Consider the following 20,764-nt stretch of genomic DNA (forward strand, 5'->3'; position numbering starts at 1 on the left):
TGCCACCATTGACAAGCGACAAACAGGCCACAATTGCCGTTATGGCCCTTAGTCGCAAGCATGCCAACCACAATGTGCAACAAGCCAATAGGAAGAAAACCCATGAGTTAAAAAAGACAAAACACACACTATCTACTCATTTTTGTGCTAACTTTGCAGCTGTTAAAAACATGAACTTAGAACAACAACACATCAACCAATGAAACAATTCAGGCTTGTGGACAACATCCTCGGATGGCTGGCGTTTGCCATTGCCGCCGTAGTCTATTGCTCCACCATCGAACCGACAGCCAGTTTTTGGGACTGTCCTGAGTTTATAACAACAGGCTACAAACTTGAAATAGGACACCCGCCCGGAGCCCCGTTCTTCATGCTGACGGCCAATCTTTTTTCTCAGTTCGCCAGCGACCCGTCGCAAGTTGCACGCATGGTCAACATAATGAGCGCATTGCTGTCAGCCACAACAATCATGTTCCTGTTCTGGAGCATATCACACCTGACACGCAGGCTGCTCGTTGGCGGCAGCAACGAACTCACCACGGGCAAGCTGATTGCCATCGAAGCGTCTGCAATGGTTGGCGCCCTGATATACACTTTCAGCGACACTTTCTGGTTCAGCGCCGTCGAAGGCGAAGTTTACGCTTACTCTTCGGCATTCACCGCAGTTGTGTTCTGGCTCATACTCAAGTGGGATGAGCACGCCGACGAGCCCCACAGCGACCGCTGGCTGGTGCTCATTGCATACATGACAGGCCTGTCCATCGGTGTCCACCTGCTCAACCTGCTCTGCGTCCCGGCCATAGTGCTCGTATACTATTACCGCCGCTTCCCCAACCGCACGGGCAAAGCCGACCTGCGCGGCTCACTGGCTGCATTGGCAGTGTCCATAGTCATCCTCGCCGCAGTGCTCTACGGAGTGGTTCCCGGCATCGTCCAAGTGGGCGGATGGTTCGAGCTTTTCTTTGTCAACGTGCTTGGATGCCCGTTCAACACCGGAGAGATCATCTACATCTTCCTGCTCATAGCATGCATCATCTGGGCCATCTATGAGACTTACAGCGACCACAACGAGAAGCGAAGCAACATTGCCTTCCTGCTCGCAATTGCCATGCTCGGCATCCCGTTCTACGGCCACGGCATCAGCTCTGTGGTGATTGGCGTGATAATACTTGTTGTGCTGTGGTTCATCATACAGCGGAAGCGCAAAGGACAGCCGCTGGTTTCGTCGCGCATAAAGAACACTTCACTGCTCTGCATGCTCATGCTCATGATAGGCTATTCATCATACGCCGTGATTGTGATACGCTCTTCGGCCAACCCCCCGATGGACCAGAACTCGCCAGAAGACATATTCACGCTTGGCGAATACCTCGGACGCGAGCAGTACGGCGACCGTCCTCTGTTCTACGGGCGCGCCTACACATCGCAAGTGGCCCTCGAGCGCGACGGCAACTACTGCCGCCCGGTGATGAAGACAGGCGACCCTGTATACCAGCGGAAGGAGAAAGCCTCGAAGGACGAGAAAGACTCATACTTCGTGGTGCGCACCAAGGACTCTTACGAATACGCCCAGAACATGCTGTTCCCAAGGATGTACAGCGACGCCCACGCCGGTGCCTACGAGAGCTGGATGGGTGGTGTCGACGGCACCAACGTGCCCTACGACCGCTGCGGAGAAGAGATCATGGTCAAAGTGCCCACACAAATGGAGAACATACGCTTCTTCCTGTCTTACCAATGCAACTTCATGTACTGGCGTTACTTCATGTGGAACTTCGCCGGAAGGCAGAACGACCTGCAGGGCAACGGCGAACTGGAGCATGGCAACTGGATTACCGGCTTCTCGTGGTTTGACAACTGGCGCCTGGGCGACCAGAGCAAGCTGCCCGACGAGCTAAAGAACAACAAGGGGCACAACGTGTTCTACTGCCTGCCGTTGCTGCTGGGCATCATCGGTCTGTTCTGGCAGTCACTGCGCCGCGGGCACAAAGGCATCCGCCAATTCTGGGTTGTGTTCTTCCTCTTCTTCATGACGGGCCTCGCAATCGTGATATACCTCAACCAGACGCCGATGCAACCGCGTGAGCGCGACTATGCCTACGCTGGCTCGTTCTATGCGTTTGCAATATGGTGCGGCATGGGCGTAGCAGCCATAATAGACGAAATCAACCGCAGGCTCAAGGGCCACGAGACCGTGCTGGCAGCCATTGTGAGCGTTGTTTGCCTGCTTGTGCCTATACAAATGGCATCGCAGACATGGGACGACCACGACCGCAGCGGCCGATACACCTGCCGCGACTTCGGCCAGAACTACCTAATGTCGCTTCAGGAAAGCGGCAACCCGATAGTGTTCACCAACGGCGACAACGACACCTTCCCGCTGTGGTACAACCAAGACACCGAAGGAGTGCGCACAGATGCACGCGTATGCAACCTGAGCTACCTGCAGACAGACTGGTATATAGACCAGATGCGCCGCCCGGCCTACGACTCCCCATCGGTGCCGATAAGCTGGAGCCGACTCGAATATTGCAGCGGCACCAACGAGTATGTGCAGGTTGACCCGAGCCTGAAGGCTTCCATCAGGGAGCTTTACAAGACATATCCCGACGAAGCAAAGAAAATGTTCGGCGACAATCCGTTCGAACTGCGCAACATACTTACCTACTGGGTTCGCAACAAGATGAGCAACGAGCAGCGCGAAGTGGTGAAGCTGCTCACCGGAAGCGACAATGTGCACGTCATTCCCACCGATACCGTCTACATGACAATCGACAAGGAGGCGGTGAAGAAGAGCGGCATGATGATGGCAGCCGACAGCATACCCGACCGCATGGTCATCTCGCTCAAGGGGAAGAACGCCCTCTACAAGGGCAACCTGATGATGCTCGAGATGATTGACCGCTGCAACTGGACACGCCCCGTGTATGTTGCCACCACCGTGGGCCAGGAAAACTACATGAACCTCGGCGACAACTTTGTGCAGGAAGGCCTTGCCAACCGCATCACACCGTTCACCACCAACGCTCCCGGAGCCAAGAACTTCGACACGAAGCGCACGTATGACAACATGATGCACAAGTTCAAGTACGGCGGGCTGGACAAGCCGGGCCTCTATCTCGACGAGACCGTGATGCGCATGTGCTACACCCACCGCCGCCTCTTTGTCCAGCTGGCGATGAACCTTATGGGCGAGGGCGACAAGACCAAGGCTGCCGAGGTGCTGGCCTATGCCGACAAGATGATACCCGAGTACAATGTGCCAGTAGACTTCAACTCCGGCTCGCTCGACCAGGCACGCCTGTACATCGAGCTCGGGCAGAAAGCCAAGGGCATGGACATACTCAAGAAACTGTGGACGAAGTCTGAACAGTACCTCAAGTGGTATTGCAGCCTCGGCGGAATGAGGTTTGCCAGCGCCCAGCGCGACTGCATGCTCCACATATTCATATTGCAGCAGGCAGCCATGGACGGCGCTTCGGCCGACCGCGAATGGAGCGAGAAGAAGCTCAAGGAACTCGACGGATTAGTAAATATGTACCGCAGCAAGGGCGGAACATTCCAAGGCCAATAATCGAGATGTTCATAGAGCAACCTTCAATATGGCTCCGCTGGCTGTACCCAAGGGCTACATGGAGAATGGACCGTCATGAGAAGTCGGTTTACCTGACTTTCGACGACGGCCCCATTCCCGAAGCCACACCGTTCATACTCGACACTCTGGCAAACTTCGGAGTGCACGCCACGTTCTTCATGGTGGGCGACAACGTGCGCAAGCACCCCGACCTTTACCGCAAGGTGGTGGCTGCCGGCCACAGGATTGGCAACCACACGTTCAACCACATGGGTGGATTCCGCCACACGGTGGCCACATACAACGCCAACGCACAGAAGGCCGACGAGCTCCTGCACACCAATCTATTCCGCCCGCCGCACGGCTGGATGCGCCCCGACCAGTATTTCTGGCTTGGCCGCCGCTACCGCATCGTGATGTGGGACTTGGTCACCCGCGACTACTCAAAGTGGATGACGGCAGAAGAAGTGCTCAACAATGTGAAGCGTTACACACGCAACGGGTCAATCATAACGTTCCACGACTCGCTACGAAGCATCGACAAGCTGCACTACGCACTGCCTGAAGCCATAAAGTGGCTCAAAGAACAAGGATATGAATTCAAGACTTTCGACTGAACAACAGCTCAGCAGCAGCATCAAAGCCGAGGCGCTAAGCCTCGGCTTTTTTGCTTGCGGCATAGCCAGGGCTACGCCTGTCGACGCCGAAACCGCCTCGGCCTTCCGCTCATGGATTGGCAACGGGTGCCATGCCGGCATGGAATATATGGCCCGCCACACCGACATAAGGCTCAACCCCGACCTGTTGTTGCCCGGGGCAAAAAGCGTGGTGTGCGTTGCCATGGCCTATGCCCCACAGCGCACCATGCCCGCCGACGAATACCAGATAGCCGCCTACGCCTATGGCAAAGACTACCACGACGCTGTGAAAGCAAGGCTCAGGGCGCTTGCCGCCCACATGGAACAGGCCGCGGCCATGGCCGAGCCACAACCGGGCGGCGCAACCGGCGGTGGCGTGGCTGTGACAAGGGTGTGCTGCGACACGGCCCCCGTGCTCGAACGCTACTGGGCCATGCAGGCCGGACTGGGCTGGACGGGGCGCAACCACCAGCTCATCATACCCGGGGCGGGCAGCATGTTCTTCCTCGGCGAGGTGTTCACCACCTTGGCCCTGCAGCCCGATGCCCCCATAGCCGGACATTGCGGCTCGTGCCACGCATGCACCAAGGCATGCCCCACCCACGCCCTGCGACCCGACGGCACGCTCGACGCCCGCCGGTGCCTGTCGTACCAGACCATTGAAAACCGGGGCCCAATACCGCCCGGCATAGCTTCCGCCATGGGCAACAGCATATACGGCTGCGACAGGTGCCAGGCCGCATGCCCCCACAACGCAAGTGCGCCAAAGGCAACTGCCGCCGAACTGCAGCCTGACGACGAGCTGATGGCAATGCGCAAAGCCGACTGGCACGCGCTGACGCCCGACAGATACCGGCGCCTGTTCAAAGGAAGCGCCGTGAAACGCTGCAAATACGAGGGGCTGATGCGCAACATCAAGGCTGCAGCTGGCGGGGACGATGCCAGCGGCCAAGGCGAATCCAAAGCCCACGGCGCCAACGAACAAGGCCCGACGGGCACGTGACAAAACATGGTGACATGCAGAAAATATCTTTACGCCACCGATGACTCGGCGCCAAACGTGCCGTTCTGCCGTGCGGAACGGCACGTTTGGCCAATCAATACGGCCCGTTTCAGACTGCAAAACGGCACATAGCCCAAACCACCGCTGCCCGGGCCGAGAGCCAAGGCCAATGACGGCATTGACAAAAACCATACATTTTCATCAACAGAAGCCACATCCACGGCAAGCCTGACCATACATGGCGTGGTGCAGGCGAACACCCGCCAAAGCCCAAACTGCCGCCAGGTGGCAAAACAAATAGGCGCCATTGGCAGACAGATTGACCTGAGCCATTGTCAAAGGCCAACAGGGCCAAGCCGAAACAAGGCAGCCGGCACGAGGAATGATAGTCGATCAGGGTGCCTGAAAAGCATTATACAAATATAAGGGATGGCATTCGCCGGGCAAAAGGCTGACTGTGGTGCAAGCCCCCTCGCGGCGGCAACGTAAGCACCGCGCCGGGCCGGCATGACGGCAAGCGGCCCAAAGCCATGAGCAAAAAAAACGCCACAGCCAGCCTGGCTTTGGCAAATAAGCCCACCGGGGACGCAGTTATTCCGGCAATATTTGGTAACTTTGCAATCGCAAACCAACTGGCGGCCCACACGCCAACCGGCCGATGGCGCCCCGAAAGCCATGGACAGCCATAACCACAGACACATTACCATTAACTAAAATTATATATCAATGAAGACAACACCATCAACACGAAGGGCAGCCATGGCAGCCGTGGCAGCCCTGATCAACACCGCCACGCTGGCCGCAGCCAGCGCCAACGGGGTGTTCAACGCCGTTGTGGCAACCGACGGAACGGGCCAGTATGCCACCATACAGCAGGCCATCGACGACGCCCCTGCCGGACGCACGTCGCCATGGCTCATATTCGTGAAAGCCGGGTCGTATGAAGGCTCGATGAAAATACCTGCGAACAAGCCGTTCATCCACCTGATAGGCCAGGGAAAAGAGCTCACCACAATACACCGTAGCCTCAACGTGGGCGGGCGCCCGGAAGACGGCAAGACGGCCGGCGAAACAGCCTACTGGGCCAGTTCGGTGCGCAACCCGCAGGCAAGCGTATACAAGGCTGAAGGCAGCGTGGTGACAGTAGAGGCTTCCGACTTCTACACCACAGGCATATCCTACGTAAACGACTACGGCGTAGAAGCCCAGAAAGGGCCGCAGGCACTGGCCATGAAGTCGCGCGGCGACCGCGCCGCTTTCTTCGACTGCGCCTTCCGCTCATTCCAAGACACATGGATGACAACACAAGAGGACGCCTACCGCCACTATGTGAAGGACTGCTACATTGAGGGCGCCGTAGACTATTTCTATGGAGGAGGCAACGTGCTGCTCGAAAACTGCACCCTATACAACGTCAGGCGCGGCTCGGTGATAGTGGCGCCAAGCCACGACAAGGCACCGTGGGGATATGTATTCCGAAACTGCACCGTGGACGGCAACGCCGAGGCACGCCGCGACGCCAAGACCAAGCTGGGGCGGCCGTGGCACAACTCGCCCAAGGCTGTGTTCATACACACCACCATGAACATTCCCATAGCCCCCGAAGGATGGACAGACATGGGGGCCATACCTGCTCTGTTTGCCGAATACGACAGCCGCGACGCGCAGGGCAACCCCGTCGACCTGAGCCGGCGCAAGAGCACATACAAGGGGCGTGGCGACAACCCGCCTACGGGCAGTTGTCCTACAACGGTGACAAAAGCCGAGGCCGACCGCATGACCTACGACAACATAATACCCGGAAAAGACAACTGGAACCCAAAGGCCATGATGGAGCGCCTGCCCGAACCGGAAGGAGCTAAAGCCGACGGGGGCACCATAACGTGGCAGCCTGTAGACGGGGCCATAGGCTATCTGGTGATGTCGGGCGACAGGGTGATAGGCATCACTGCCGACACTAAGCTGCAAACCGGCAAGACAGACGGAGCTGCCAACCTGCGCATACGCGCCGTCAACAAGTATGGCACGCCGGGCAAATGACCAGCCTTGCCTGACGATGCGCGCCGAACGGGCAGTGCCGTGCGGCGCGCAACCGTTTCGCCTGCGGCTCGCCATGCCGGCACGGAAGCCTGGCAGCGGCCTGTCAGCGGTGCTTGCGGGCACACTCGGGGCAGATGCCCTTGATCATGTAGTTGACCGAAACGGCCTCATATCCACCCGGCAGCTCCACCTGCGGCACGGCAATGTCTTCCAGGCAGAACGTCTGCCTGCACCGTTCGCAATAGAAGTGAGCGTGCAAATCGTCGTCGGCATCGTCGCTGTGGCTCCGGCAGAACTCGTAGCGCACGCCGTCGCCGCCATCCTCGAGCACGTGCACGAGATGGTGCTCCTTGAAAACAGACAGTGCCCTGAATATTCCCGACTTGTCGATAGACAGTATCTTGTACTCAAGCTCAGTCAACGACATTGGCCTCTCGGCGCTTGTCAGCTCGCGGAGCACTACAATGCGGTTTGACGTGGGCTTTATGCCGTGGCCCTGCAATATCTCTTCTATCTTACTTACATCCATACTCTCTGGTAATGCTTTACGCCGTGGCTCACAGCCTGCCCGTCTCGCGGAAGCGCTCGTAACACTTGTCCTTGATGCGCTTCTCTACCTCGGCAGACGACTTGGCGCCCGCTGTGACCGACTTTATCCATACGCACAACACAAACACCGCCACCACCACGGCCGCGCAAGCCAGCCATCGCAGCAGCTCGTGCTCTATCGGCGCCATGTCCATGAACACCACACCGACCAGCAGCGGAATGCCAAACAGCAGGAAATCGGCACCGGTAGTCATCTTGTAACTATCGGACAGCTGCCTGTATTCCTCATCCTCGCGCAACAGGCGGTAGCTTTGCTCGCGCCAAAGCGCCTCGAAACGCTCACGGCTTCTGTCTTCCATAATTTAATGTACTAATATGTTGCAAAATTAACCACGATGCCGCAAACATCAAAATAAAACGGCTTCCGATCGGCTTTGTTTACATATTTTTTGCTATTTTTGTAACCGAATATGGACAAAATAGACAAATACAAAGTGGTGGCAGCCTTGGTGCGCAGCTTCTTCGAAGCGTTCTCGTCGGGCATCGTCGACTGCCACATAAAGACAGAAGCCGACAGGTTCCGCCCGCTATCGGTGAAAAAAGCCATGCTCAACCACTATGAGGCTGTGGGCGAGGTGTTCAACGACACCCTGTTTTACCCCCTCTCTTGCATCAACTACACCATGGACGAGATTGAGGGCGAGCTCCGCAAGGCCGACATGCGCCACGCCACAATGACCGACCTGGTGAAGCTGGCCTGCCGCTCAGACGCCGTCTACGCCGCCATGGTGGCCGAATACAAGCGCAACTTCATGGCCCTGCTGGGCGGACGGGTGCCGGCCATTGCCGACCACCTGCGACTGTACACACGCGGCGAGGGCGCCGGCAGCGTAGACACCGACACGGCCATCTCGCTGACGGTGCGCACGGTGATGCTCGCCTACGCCAGGGGCATACGCCAAGCCGGCACGGGCAAGGCATCGCTACACCAGGCCACGGTGTTCAGGCTGTTGCTCGAGGCAATGACGGTGCTGCTGCACGACAGGCAGATGTCGCTCACAGGAATCGACGAGACAGACGGCCTCGACGCAATATTCGTAAAGGCGTGCCGCTCTGAACACAACTTCCACGTACTTACCCGCGAAATGGACCGCACATACGGAGAGCTGGTTGAAAGCGAAGGCATCATATCGCAAGACGACAAGGCCAACTGAAGGCCACTCACCAAACCACAACAGCAGGGAGGGAACTCCATGCGGCAATATGTGACAAGTAGTTGCATGGCTACTAAAAACTTACTGACAGACCAGAAAAAATTAAGACTATGACTACCATAAACAACTATCGCAAACAGCCAACCCACCACCGGGGAGGGTTGGGGATGGGCCTTATGCTCGTCTTTTTCTTCATCTTTTCGCTTGCTGCCTCTGCCCAGTTCTCAAAGCCCAGGCGCCAATACGTGGAATACTTGGTAACGGCCAGCCATCCCGACCGAAACTACAAGACCGGCGAGCACGCCTCGCTAACCATCGAAGCCTACAAAGGCGGCAATGCGCTCGAAGGCGTAACGGTATACTACCGATGCGGCGACGAGATGTTTCTGCCCTCTGCCGAAGACTCGGTGACGTTCAGCAAGGGCAAGGCCGTAATACACGTCGGCACACGCCGCCAACCGGGTTTCATGGCCTGCAGCCTCAGGTTCTCGGTTTACGGCAGTGAATACAAAGACTTGGTCAAGGTGGCGTTCAGCCCCGAGAGCATAGAGCCGTTCACTGTAATGCCCAAAGACTTCGACAGTTTCTGGCAGAAGACGCTTGAAAATGCAAAGTCTGCTGACCTGCAACCGGTGATAACGCCGCTGCCCGGGCGCTCGACCGACCGCGTGGAGGTGGCTTTGGTAAAACTGACCGTAGGGCCCGACGGCCGCAACATGTACGGATACCTTACCAAACCCAAAGACGGCAAGAAGCACCCGGTATTGTTCTGCCCGCCGGGCGCAGGCGCCAAGAAGATAGAACCGACCACTTACTATAGCGAACAGGGCTACATCTACCTAAACATCTGCATCCACAGCGGGTGCAACCCCGAACTGAGCGACGACCTGTATGCCACCGCACGCAAGGTGGCCGACAAGTATGAACGCAACGGCATTGCCGACAAAGAGTCGTTCTATTACCGCAGTGTGTACGCCGGATGCTCGCGGTGCATCGACTTCCTTTGCTCGCTGCCCGAGTGGGACGGCAAGAACGTCGGCGTCACCGGAGGCAGCCAGGGAGGTGCCCTCACCATCGTAACGGCAGCGCTCAACCCAAAGGTTACTTTCTGCGCCCCGTTCTACCCCGCCCTGTGCGACCTGACCGGATTCTGCCACGGGCGGGCCGGAGGCTGGCCCAAGTATTTCCAGAAAGGCAAAGAAGCCGATGGGGCCGAAAAAACACTACAGTATTATGATGTGGTAAACTTCGCACGAAAACTCAAATGCCCGGTTTTTTTCTCCTTCGGGTACAACGATGACACATGCTCACCAACATCGACATACGGCACTTTCAACGAAATAAAGGCGCCAAAAAAACTTGCCGTCACACCGACAAGCGGCCACTGGAGGTTTCCCGAAACCAACGACGAGGCCATGGAATGGATGGGGCAACAGGCCAAACAGTAAACATTTTCATACCTAAAACAGCATGACAAAGCCGAACATGACCAGCAACGCATTGGCAAAAACCAACGACAATGGTCATTTCGGCTTTTTTATAATCCCAGCCATCAGCCATTTCTCGTCACAAGCGTCATTATCTTAAAAAGTTTTCATTATGAACCATTATGGACTTGACAATCATTGCAATTTACATTATCTTTGCACTTGACAAGCAATAGTTAGCGGATCAATGGCCATAATACTCCAAACAAATACCTTGTCTGAAGCGAATGTATTCTATCAATAACAAATTAAAGCATGGTATAATTATGAAAACGAAAGATATTATTAAGCTATTGTTAGCTTCTTCCATTGCATGTGCATGCTCATCAGGAGGCGACGACAATGTGTCCGATGGCCAGGAGCCTACCCCTCCGACCACTCACACGAAGCTACCGATAAACATCAGCACCGAACTCATGGAGCCCAACGGCACCCGTGTGACCGACTACAGCTTTGAATCAGGAGACAAGATAGGCCTCTTCGTGGTAAACCGGACGTCTGACGGTTCTGCCGCGCAACTGAAACCTACCGGCAACCATGTCGACAACATGCCGTTCACTTACAACGGGACGTGGACTCCGGCAACCCCCATCTACTGGCTTGACGACAAGACCCACGCCGATTTCTACCTTTACTATCCCTACACACCAAGCCTGCCTAACGTAGAGAACATGCCGTTCAAGGTGAATTCAGACCAAAGCACAGAGGGCGCATACAAGGCAAGCGACCTGCTTGCCGGCTCATCAAAGGACATTGCCCCGACAGACAAAGCCATCACCATATTGGCAAAGCACCTGCTTAGCCAGATGATAGTGAAGATTGTGCCGGGCAACGGGTTCACCGCCGAGTCGCTGGCGGCAGCAAACGTAAGCGTAAGGATAAACAATGTGAAGACCAACGCCACCGTCAACATAGCCAAGGCCACCGTGAGTGCAAGCGGGGCCACGTCGAACATCACACCGCTCAAGACCGCCCAATTCACTTACAAGGCGCTCATCGTTCCGCAAAGCGTGCCCGACGGCAACCTCATATCGGTGACCGTAGACGGAAGGGAGTTCAACCTGCCAAAGGCTTTCACGTTCATCAGCGGCAAACTACACCGGTTCACCGTCACCCTGAGCAAGACCAGCAACGGCATCAACGTAAGCATCGGCCAATGGGAAGACGACGGCACTGACAACGGAGGTACTGCAGAATAGGCCCGAAGCCGCCACCGGCGTACACCGCAGGCGCGGCAACAAGGCATACGCAGGCAGGCATTGCTTTGCCGGCCCTGCCATTCGAAATATCATTTCTGGTAACAACTAAATGAACATCATCATGAACAGTACTAACAAAACATACGACATAAGGCATTCAGCCAGTGCCCTTCCGCCACGGAAGGGCACCGGTGCCGGCCTGACAGCATGCCTGTTGCGCCAAGGCCTGATTGGGACAGGCTTCTTGCTCGCACTGTTGCTTACGTCATGCTCCGACGACTTGTTCACCGGAACGGCTGCCGACGAGGCGGCAGGACGCATAAACCTCTCGGGCGAGATAGACCAACTGGCCGTCACCCGGGTAAACGACAACGGCTTCTGCGACGGCGACGTGATGGGCGTATATATCGTTGACTACGACGGAAACACCCCCGGCACACTGCAGGTGAGCGGCAACCGAGGCGACAACGTGCGCCACACGTTCGACGAGGCCGCCTATAAGTGGTCGTCGGCCTACGACCTTTACTGGAAAGACAAGCACACCCACATTGATGTCTACGGCTATTATCCGTTCGGTTCTCCCGAAAGCATCGATGCCTATCCGTTCATAGTGCAGCGCGACCAGAGCACCACGACCGACGAGAATGGCATGGGAGGCTATGAGGCCAGCGACTTCCTTTGGGGCAAGGCAGCCGATGTGGCACCGACAAACAGCGTAATCCGCCTGCCCATGCAGCACCGCATGGCCAACGCCCGCGTCACCCTCGTTGAGGGTAGCGGCTTCGCATCGGGCGAATGGGGGCAGACCGAGAAGATTGTCTTGGCCACCAACCTCATCCGCGAGGCTGCAATCAACCTCTCGACAGGCGAGGTCACACCCACAGGCAAGGTTGAACAGACCGCAACCATGCCCAGCCGCAGGGGCGACGAATGGCGCGCCATAGTGGTGCCACAGACCGTGCAAGGCGGCCAGACGCTATTCAGCATCACCATAGGGGGCGTGCCCTACAAGTTCAAGAAAGACGAGGCGTTCACCTATGTGGCCGGAAAGATGAACAACTTTGCCATCCGCGTAGACAAGAAATCCGCGTCGGGGCAGTATGCCCTCACCCTTATCAGCGAGAGCATCACACCATGGGAGAACGACTTAGTGAGCCATGATGCCAACGCCCGCGAGTATATCGTCATCAACTCCACGGCAGGCCATCTCAAAGACTCAATCGTTGCTGCCAACAAAGACTACACCCAGGTGAAGAACTTGAAGCTGACCGGCCGCATCAACACGAAGGATTTTGAGTTTATGCGCGACTCAATGGACAACCTGCAGTCGCTGAACATGAAGGAGGTTCGTGTGAGTGGACTTATGGGGCGCAAGCCTTGGGAAAAAGGAGATGCAGCTAATGACTTCGACGAAAAAGACGATATAATAACAGGAAGCGCTTTCAACGAAAAGAAATCGCTTCTCCGAGTCGTGCTCCCCGATACCCTGAAAGGAATAGGCGAATGCGCTTTCAGAAACTGCGTCAACCTTACTGGGTCAATCATCATACCAGAAGGAGTGACCGAGATTGGCCCGAGCGCTTTCCTTTGGTGCAATTCTCTGACCGGCACTCTGTCCTTGCCAAGCACACTCGAATATATAGGAGGAGGTGGCGCGGTTGACATTGGAGGCGCATTCAACGGATGCAACTTCACGTGTGAACTAAAACTGCCCAATAAACTGAAGTATATCGGACATCAGGTCTTTACCGGCAATACCGGTTATTACGGCAACCTCATACTTCCGGAAAACCTTGAATTCATAGGCGATGCCGCTTTTGCAGGGTGCAAGAACCTGACGGGCGACTTGAAAATACCACAGGGTGTGACTTTCATATCACAGGGAGCGTTTGAAAATACCGGGCTGAACGGCACCCTGCAGCTACATGATGGAATAACGGGAATACTAACAAATGCCTTTGCCTACACGCAACTGAAAGGTGAGTTGATACTCCCCAAGAATCTGACGACACTGGGTGAAGGGGCATTTAACGGGTGTGATTTCTCTGGCGAACTAAAGCTCCCGAAAGACATTGCGTCCATAGGCAACAACGCATTTGCAGGCAACTGGCGAATGATGGGAATAATAGAATTCCCCGAAGGGCTGCAAACCATTGGCGCAGGAGCCTTTGCCAACTGCCGAAGCATTGAAGGGCTGGTATTCCCCGAAAGCCTCGAAAACATACGCTATGAAGCTACCTGGGGCGACAACGGTGGGGCTTTTGCCAATTGTTTCGGCATAGGCAGCATCGTATGCAAAGGCTCTGTGCCCGCAAATGTACAGGAAGGCGCATTCAACGGCGTGGCCAAGGACAACTTCACGCTCGAAGTGCCTGAATCGTCCATTGCCCAATACCAAGTAGCAACGGGCTGGAAAGACTTCAAGCGCATTGCCGCCCACCACGAACTGGTGTGCCGCCCGTCGGTGGCCTGTGCCCTTAACACAGAGCATAAGCAGACGCTTGTGGTGGATGCCGAGGGAGAATGGGAGGTAGCGAGCAAGCCCGACTGGTGCGAACTGTCGCAGACAAGCGGCGGAAACAAGGCCGAGGTGACGCTGACCATAAAGGCCATGGCCAAGGGTTCGGCCGACCGCACAGGCGAGATTGTGTTCCGTCTGAAGGGCAAAGACTACACCCACAAGTGCACCGTGACGCAGTATGACTACCAGTATGGCGAAGACGAGTGGCTCACGCTGCAGAAAGCCAAGCGCGGCAACAACGGCGGCATAAACATAGTGATACTCGGCGACGGCTACGACGGCAAGAACATATCCGACGGCGACTACCTTGCCAACATCAAGCAAGAGGTGGAATACTTCTTCGGCATAGAGCCTTACACCACCTACCGCGACTATTTCAACGTCTACACCGCATTCCCGCTCTCCACGGAAACGGGCGTAGGAACAATCAACACCATACGCTACAACCGCTTCAACACCACCTTCACGGGCGGAGTGGGCCTCAGGGCCGACTACGACGAGATATTCAAGTATGCGCTCAACGCCCCCACGGTGACAAAGGAGAACCTCAACCAGACGCTCATAATCATAGTGCCAAACAGCACCGACTACGGCGGCATCTGCCAGATGTGGGAAGACGGCTCGGCCATAGCCTTCTGTCCGCAGAGCACCTACGGCTATCCGCTCGACTCGCGCGGCGTGATACAGCATGAGGCCGGCGGCCACGGCTTCGCCAAGCTGGGCGACGAGTACATCTACCACAACGAGTTCATCGACTTCTGCCAATGCACCTGCTGCGGCCACGTTAGCGAGTTCAACTGGGCCAAGGGCCTCGGCTGGTACGACAACCTGTCGCTCACGGGCAAGATGCACGAGGTGCCATGGAGCCACCTCATCTTCGACGACCGCTACAGCGACATTGTCGACATCTTCGAGGGCGGCTTCATGCACAACCGCGGAGTGTTCCGCTCGGAGCAAAACTCATGCATGAACAACGACATACCGTACTACAGCACCATCAGCCGCGAGAGCATAGTGAAGCGCATCAAGCGTTATGCCGGCGAGACTTACTCGTTTGAGGAGTTTGTGGCCAACGACAAGCGCGACGCAGGCAACGTGACCCGCAGTGCCGACGTGCCCTCGAGCACTGTACGCAGCTTCCAGATGCCGCCCAGGATACACAAAGGCAGCCCGCTGAAGTGACACCCCAAGCGACATGAAACGAAATAAAGACAACAACCAACCGCCCCGCCCAACGTGCAGCGCCCCGTCAGGGGGCACTGCCGCAGGGGCACTAAAACCGATAGGAAGATGAAACGACATACATTTATCTGCGCAAGCCTGGCACTGGCAATGGCCGTGCCAATGGCTTGCTCACAAGACGACAACGCCGGAACAGGGCCCGCCAGCCCTGCCGACGCCAAGCACACCCCGATGACGTTCAGCGTGGCCCATCCGGCTGACAAGACGCGGGCCACCGACGCGGGGTTTGAGACGGGCGACACCATAGGGCTGTTTGTGGCTGCTGCCGACGCCCCGCTGGAGATAGGCGGCAACCTCGTGAACAACGAACCGCTGACGCTCGCCGCCGGCACATGGACGCCACGGCGCTCTCTCTACTGGGATGACGGCACCTACAACGCCTACGCCTACTATCCGTACACCACGCCGGTGAGCTCCATCGACAACATGCCCTTCAGCGTGAGCCGCAACCAGGGCGCCATGGAAACCGACGGGATGGACGGCTACGAGGCCAGCGACCTGCTCTATGCACGCACTTCTGGCGTGAGCGCATCGGCCTCGCCGATAAGGCTCACGTTCCGCCACATCATGAGCAAGATAACCGTCAGGCTCATAAAAGGCGAAGACTTTGAGGGCGAGATGCCCACCGATGCCAAGGTATACGTGCACAACACCGTGCCAACGGCCACCATCGACCTGGGCGTGGGGGTGGCCACCCGCGATGTATACGGCAAGCGCGCCACCATCACCGCCAAGCAACAGGGTGCCTACACCTATTCGGCCATCATCGTGCCACAGCGCATCGACAACCGCACTCCGCTCATAGAGGTGATAATGAAAGGCGTGTCTTACATCTTCGAGAGCAAGTTCCAGTTCAAGCCCGGCACCGAGCACCTTGTCAACCTGGTCATATCCGACAACCCGGACAAGGTGAAGATAGAGGTTGGAGGCGAGATACAAGATTGGCAATGACTATTAACCGATGAATAATGACAGATTACGAATCTGAGTAAATGACATGAGTGATGGCAGGCCGCGTGTGAGCGGCCTGCCATGGTCGCACCGAAGAATCCAGGCAACAATGACAAAAGCACTGATCATATTATCGACATTGACTCTCATACTCGGGGGCGTGGCGTTGGCTTTGAGGCTGACACCCGCCCCCGTTCTGTCTGGCGGCCACGGCATGGCGGGCTACGGCGTGCATGAAGGGCGCCAGCTGGTGGTCATGGCCGACGGCAGCGGCAACAGCCATTTCGCCGTATGCGACGCCGCCGGCAACCACCTGTTCAACATACCGCTGCGCGACTGCACGCTCGACGTGAGGTTCAGGGGCGGCCGGCTGCGCTTCCGCGAGAACGCCACCGGGCGCGAGGGCTACATAGACAGGCTGGGACAGGTGTGTTTTGAAGCCGGCGGCAAGGCCGAGCCGACGCCCGACGAACGCGCGGGCAGGACTGCCGAACCAACAGAGACGGCTCAAGGCCAACAGGCAACAGCCGGCGACGGCCCCACCAACAGCAGCCAAGAACAAAGCGACCAGGCCTCCGACCTCAGGCGCATGGCCCGCAGCAACCCGTTTTACGCCGAGGCCGCCAAGGTGCTGTCGGGCAAGTTCACCGAAGAAGACGCAGGCCGCAGGAGCATGATATTGAGATACTGCGAGCACCTGCGCACGGCATACACCACCAAAGACATCGACTTCATCAAACAAGTGTTCAGCGACCGGGCGCTCATCATCGTGGGCAACGTGGTCAGGACGGGGCCCGACGACACCAAGGCCGCCCTGCCGCGGCAACGCACCGAATACTTCATACGCACAAAAAAAGAATATATCAGCAGGCTGAAGCGAGCTTTCGATGCCTCGCGGACCATCGACGTGCGCTTTTCGGCCTTCAGGATAATGCGCCACCCCACCGTCGACGGAATATACGGCGTGAGCCTCAGGCAGGGCTACCGCAGCGACCACTATTCCGACGACGGCTACCTCTTCTTGCTTTGGGACTTCAGAAACCCGTCGATGCCGCTCATCCACGTGCGCACATGGCAGCCGGCGGCATCGGTTGAAGCCCCCGACGACGTAATGGACATAACCGACTTCAACCTCAACTAATGGCAAACAGAACCCTCAAGATGCGCATTGCAGCCTTGGCGCTGCTATTCATCGCGGCACAGGCGGCACGGCTGTCTGTGGCCGAAGCACAAGACTTCGCGGTCAAACAGTTCCGACAGCTGCCCAACGACGTGAGCGCTTTCATCGACCCCGTGCGCGACCTCAACGACGAGCCATGCGCCCTCATCAAGGTGGCTGCACCCGAGGAGTTTGCCTTCTCGTCGCCGCTGGGCATAGTGGTGCGCCGCGACGAGGTGGGCGAGATATGGCTCTACATGCCGCGCGGGTCGAAAATGCTCACCATAAAGCACCCGCGATGGGGCGTGCTGCGCGACTACAGGTTTCCCCAACCTCTCGAAAGCCACGTCACCTACGAGCTGACGCTCGACCTTCCGCGCCAAGACGACACGCTGCGGACAGACACCATAATACTCACCCAGACCATAGTAGACACCGTGACCATTGGCCGCCGCAAGCCCAGGCTGCCCCTGGCGGCAAGCGCCCTGCTCACGGCGTCATTCCACGACAACGGCCCCTCGTGGGGCATCATGGCCGTGGCAATGCGACGCCACGGTGCGTTTGTGCATGCGCAGACCGACTTTCGGCACACAGGCCCCACCAACGCCGAATGCAACGAGGAGGGCCTGATAGGCAACAGCGGCGTCATGCCCTATTACACCGGGGCCACGCGCCACTCGAGCTATGCCGTCACGGCAGGGCCCATCCACCGCCTGTGGCCGGGCATCAACCTGTTTTACGGCGCCGGCTACGGCCGCACGGCCACGGCATGGCAACTGGCCGAGAGCGAGGGCGGCGGGTATGCCCTCAATAGCGGACTGACCCACAGCGGCGTGGCTGCCGAGGCGGGTGTCATGGTGAGCCTTGGGCGCATCTGCCTTTCGGCTTCTGCCATTACCATTGCCGGCAAAGCATGGCAGGGTAGCGTAGGCATAGGCATACGTCTGTATAAAAGCCACAAATGAGCCGCCACGCCGCCGACGGGGCGCAAGCGCCGCGTTGCGGCACACCGGGTGTAAAGAAAAAACGGCCAACGGCGCCCGGCGTGCAACAGCCTCTGGCCCAGCCGATTGCACAACGGGCCGGATGGCACTGCAAAAAGAGCCGTTTCGCAGCCCCGAAAGGGCCGTTTGGCCATGCAACGGGGGCCGTTTGGCAGGACAATGGCCACACAGGGCCGCAACGGCAACGGCCGTGTAAGAATATTTCACGGCAACGGCAGCATTCTGCCACAAATATTTAACAACAACCGAATATGGACAAAAAGACAATGACCATGCTGATGATGGCTGCCGCTACGGCTTGCGCCTGCACCAGCGACGACATGCCGGGCAGCTTCGAACCGAGCCTGAGCGTGGGCGAAGCCACCGGCGTGATGCACACTGAAGCCACGCTGCACGGCGCGGTGGGGCTGAGGGGCAACACCGCCATGCCCAGGCTGAACTTCGCACTGGCCACTGGCGGCGGTGCCGACAGCATAATAAGCGACATCACTCTCGACGGCAACGAGGCCAGCCGGAGAATAACCGGACTGACACCCGGCACGACATACCGCTACAGGCTGCAAGCCACCAACGGCAGGGTGACGCTGACAAGCAGCACCATGAGCTTCACCACCGTTCCCAGCAGCGTGCCGGCCGTGGGCGAGGCCACCGACATCACGCGCACCGAAGCCACCCTGCACGGCCAGGCATCACCCCTCGACAACGGCAGCCTGCCCGAGCTGGAATTCCTCATTGGCACGGGAGGCAAGATGGCGGCGGCAAGGCAGCCTTTGACCCTGGGGGCCGACAACGTGACGACAAGGCTCGACAGCCTGACGCCGGGCACGGCCTACAGCTACTGCCTCAAAGCCTTCGACGGCCACAACAACACCTACAGCGACACCATGACATTTGTCACCCTGCCAAACAACAAGCCGTCAGTGACGCAACCCAAGCTGTACAGCCAAGGGCCGACAAGCATGATTGCCAGCTACAGCGTCACCGACAATGGCGGCGAACCGCTCACGGCCACGGGCTTCTGCGTGACCAACACCGCAACGGGAGGCCAAAGGCGCATCGAGGCCGACGGCGACATCAACGCCGACACCACATTCACCCTGCACATCAGCGGACTGCAACAGAACACCGAATATGAAATCAGGGCCTACGCGGCCAACACCGTGGGCGAAAGCCAAGGCCCGGAGTTAGAGATAACCACCGGCAACGCCGTCACGCTGACCGTAGCGGGCTCGCTTGAATACACCCTGGGCGAAGACATTTACTCATTTACCACCCTGTCGATAAAGGGGCCGCTCAACGGCGACGACCTGAAATGCCTGCGCAAAATGCTGGGCATAGGCGCCGACGGCAAACCCACCCGGGGGCAACTGGCACGGCTCAACATGGCCGAGGCGCACATAGTGGAAGGCGGAGGGGCCTACGACAACTCTCACTTCACCCGCAACGGTGTTGTGGGCCAGGGGCTTTTCGCCCTCTGCACCGGGCTGGTTGAACTGAAACTGCCCGACGATGCCACTGTCATCGAGAAGGATGCGCTGAAGGGATGCACCGGACTGAAGCAACTGCAAATACCGTCGGCCACGACAGACGTCACCCCGTCTGACGGATGCACCGCGCTGTCGGCCATCAGTGTGCCGCCGAACAACAGTGCCTACACTGCCGACAACGGAGTGCTGCTGTCTGCCGACGGCAGTCAGATAGTATGGTTCCCGATGGGCAAGACAGGCGACTACGCCCTGCCGGCCACCGTAACGTCGATAGGCGACTATGCCTTCCAGGGATGCTCCATAACCCGCTTCACACTGCCCGACGGGCTCAAGGAAATCGGACAGGCGGCATTTTTCGGCAGCATGGTCGAAGAAGTGACCATGCCCGACAAGCTGAGGCTCATACCCACGGCCACCTTCCAGCAGTGCAGCCGCCTGCGCATACTGCGACTGGGAAGCATGACCGAACTGATATCCGACTATGCCTTCGACGGCTGCCCGCTGCAGCACATTTACTTGGACGCCCAATACCCGCCAGTGTGCAACGACAAGGCGTTTGCCACATCATACGCCGAACTGCTGCAGTCGTGCACGCTACACGTGCCGGCGGGGCGCTCAGGCTTCTACAAGGCCGACAGGAACTGGGGCAAATTCAAGCACATCACCGAGAAATAACAACCAGAATAAAAACATAAC

15 protein-coding genes are annotated in these 20,764 nt (G+C 57.6%); 13 read left to right on the forward strand and 2 right to left on the reverse strand.

The genetic code is table 11. The features are described 5' to 3' along the window. Positions 1-8: 8 nt before the first annotated feature. From H6B30_RS04465 to H6B30_RS04485, 5 genes are all read left to right on the forward strand, one after another. Positions 9-203, forward strand: coding sequence for a hypothetical protein (locus H6B30_RS04465; RefSeq protein ID WP_205108335.1), 195 nt, complete (start codon positions 9-11; stop codon positions 201-203). Then, a complete protein-coding gene (locus H6B30_RS04470) occupies positions 200-3,574 on the forward strand; it encodes a glycosyltransferase family 117 protein (protein ID WP_205108337.1) in 3,375 nt (1,124 codons plus the stop codon). The genes H6B30_RS04465 and H6B30_RS04470 overlap by 4 nt, the downstream gene beginning before the upstream one ends. A 5-nt stretch (positions 3,575-3,579) precedes the next feature. Then, on the forward strand, positions 3,580-4,191 hold the full coding sequence (locus tag H6B30_RS04475) for a polysaccharide deacetylase family protein (protein WP_205108339.1): 612 nt from the start codon (positions 3,580-3,582) through the stop codon (positions 4,189-4,191). Further along, positions 4,169-5,215, forward strand: coding sequence for a tRNA epoxyqueuosine(34) reductase QueG (gene queG / locus H6B30_RS04480; protein WP_205108341.1), 1,047 nt, complete (start codon positions 4,169-4,171; stop codon positions 5,213-5,215). The genes H6B30_RS04475 and queG overlap by 23 nt, the downstream gene beginning before the upstream one ends. Before the next feature lie 726 nt (positions 5,216-5,941). Continuing rightward, complete coding sequence (locus H6B30_RS04485; RefSeq protein WP_239483582.1) at positions 5,942-7,255, forward strand: pectinesterase family protein; 1,314 nt, start codon at positions 5,942-5,944, stop codon at positions 7,253-7,255. Between the two features lie 103 nt (positions 7,256-7,358). Here H6B30_RS04485 and H6B30_RS04490 read toward each other — a convergent pair whose 3' ends face one another. Together H6B30_RS04490 and H6B30_RS04495 are read right to left on the reverse strand one after the other, a co-directional pair. Further along, positions 7,359-7,784 carry a Fur family transcriptional regulator gene (locus tag H6B30_RS04490; RefSeq protein WP_205108343.1) on the reverse strand — a complete coding sequence of 142 codons (426 nt, stop codon included), beginning with the start codon at positions 7,782-7,784 and terminating at the stop codon, positions 7,359-7,361. 28 nt (positions 7,785-7,812) lie between these two features. After that, on the reverse strand, positions 7,813-8,163 hold the full coding sequence (locus tag H6B30_RS04495) for a hypothetical protein (RefSeq protein ID WP_205108345.1): 351 nt from the start codon (positions 8,161-8,163) through the stop codon (positions 7,813-7,815). 111 nt (positions 8,164-8,274) lie between these two features. On the opposite strand from H6B30_RS04495, the gene H6B30_RS04500 reads away from it, so the two are divergent. The 8 genes from H6B30_RS04500 (at position 8,275) to H6B30_RS04535 (ending at position 20,743) form a co-directional block, all read left to right on the forward strand. Beyond that, positions 8,275-9,018, forward strand: coding sequence for a hypothetical protein (locus H6B30_RS04500; RefSeq protein WP_205108347.1), 744 nt, complete (start codon positions 8,275-8,277; stop codon positions 9,016-9,018). A 110-nt stretch (positions 9,019-9,128) separates the two neighbouring features. Continuing rightward, positions 9,129-10,466 carry an acetylxylan esterase gene (locus H6B30_RS04505; RefSeq protein ID WP_205108349.1) on the forward strand — a complete coding sequence of 446 codons (1,338 nt, stop codon included), beginning with the start codon at positions 9,129-9,131 and terminating at the stop codon, positions 10,464-10,466. 305 nt (positions 10,467-10,771) lie between these two features. Next, a complete protein-coding gene (locus H6B30_RS04510; RefSeq protein WP_205108351.1) occupies positions 10,772-11,704 on the forward strand; it encodes a fimbrillin family protein in 933 nt (310 codons plus the stop codon). A 121-nt stretch (positions 11,705-11,825) separates the two neighbouring features. Then, the gene (locus H6B30_RS04515) at positions 11,826-15,407 is read left to right on the forward strand and encodes a leucine-rich repeat protein (RefSeq protein WP_205108353.1); all 3,582 of its coding nucleotides are present in this window, start codon (positions 11,826-11,828) and stop codon (positions 15,405-15,407) included. A 108-nt stretch (positions 15,408-15,515) separates the two neighbouring features. Then, on the forward strand, positions 15,516-16,418 hold the full coding sequence (locus H6B30_RS04520) for a fimbrillin family protein (protein ID WP_205108355.1): 903 nt from the start codon (positions 15,516-15,518) through the stop codon (positions 16,416-16,418). A 109-nt stretch (positions 16,419-16,527) separates the two neighbouring features. Next, entirely contained in the window at positions 16,528-17,559 is a 1,032-nt protein-coding gene (locus tag H6B30_RS04525; RefSeq protein ID WP_205108357.1) for a hypothetical protein, read from the forward strand. Continuing rightward, complete coding sequence (locus H6B30_RS04530) at positions 17,559-18,542, forward strand: hypothetical protein (RefSeq protein WP_205108359.1); 984 nt, start codon at positions 17,559-17,561, stop codon at positions 18,540-18,542. The genes H6B30_RS04525 and H6B30_RS04530 overlap by 1 nt, the downstream gene beginning before the upstream one ends. 290 nt (positions 18,543-18,832) lie before the next feature. Then, complete coding sequence (locus tag H6B30_RS04535) at positions 18,833-20,743, forward strand: leucine-rich repeat protein (protein ID WP_205108361.1); 1,911 nt, start codon at positions 18,833-18,835, stop codon at positions 20,741-20,743. The last annotated feature ends 21 nt before the right edge of the window (positions 20,744-20,764 follow it).

It is taken from the genome of Marseilla massiliensis, assembly GCF_016899955.1.
GTDB lineage: Bacteria > Bacteroidota > Bacteroidia > Bacteroidales > Bacteroidaceae > Prevotella > Prevotella intestinigallinarum.

Bases quoted from the DNA above. Each gene is read 5' to 3' on its own strand.
- H6B30_RS04470 (WP_205108337.1), top strand. From the start codon at position 200: ATGAAACAATTCAGGCTTGTGGACAACATCCTCGGATGGCTGGCGTTT.
- H6B30_RS04475 (WP_205108339.1), top strand. From the start codon at position 3,580: ATGTTCATAGAGCAACCTTCAATATGGCTCCGCTGGCTGTACCCAAGG.
- queG (WP_205108341.1), top strand. From the start codon at position 4,169: ATGAATTCAAGACTTTCGACTGAACAACAGCTCAGCAGCAGCATCAAA.
- H6B30_RS04485 (WP_239483582.1), top strand. From the start codon at position 5,942: ATGAAGACAACACCATCAACACGAAGGGCAGCCATGGCAGCCGTGGCA.
- H6B30_RS04490 (WP_205108343.1), bottom strand. From the start codon at position 7,784: ATGGATGTAAGTAAGATAGAAGAGATATTGCAGGGCCACGGCATAAAG.
- H6B30_RS04495 (WP_205108345.1), bottom strand. From the start codon at position 8,163: ATGGAAGACAGAAGCCGTGAGCGTTTCGAGGCGCTTTGGCGCGAGCAA.
- H6B30_RS04500 (WP_205108347.1), top strand. From the start codon at position 8,275: ATGGACAAAATAGACAAATACAAAGTGGTGGCAGCCTTGGTGCGCAGC.
- H6B30_RS04505 (WP_205108349.1), top strand. From the start codon at position 9,129: ATGACTACCATAAACAACTATCGCAAACAGCCAACCCACCACCGGGGA.
- H6B30_RS04510 (WP_205108351.1), top strand. From the start codon at position 10,772: ATGAAAACGAAAGATATTATTAAGCTATTGTTAGCTTCTTCCATTGCA.
- H6B30_RS04515 (WP_205108353.1), top strand. From the start codon at position 11,826: ATGAACAGTACTAACAAAACATACGACATAAGGCATTCAGCCAGTGCC.
- H6B30_RS04520 (WP_205108355.1), top strand. From the start codon at position 15,516: ATGAAACGACATACATTTATCTGCGCAAGCCTGGCACTGGCAATGGCC.
- H6B30_RS04525 (WP_205108357.1), top strand. From the start codon at position 16,528: ATGACAAAAGCACTGATCATATTATCGACATTGACTCTCATACTCGGG.
- H6B30_RS04530 (WP_205108359.1), top strand. From the start codon at position 17,559: ATGGCAAACAGAACCCTCAAGATGCGCATTGCAGCCTTGGCGCTGCTA.
- H6B30_RS04535 (WP_205108361.1), top strand. From the start codon at position 18,833: ATGGACAAAAAGACAATGACCATGCTGATGATGGCTGCCGCTACGGCT.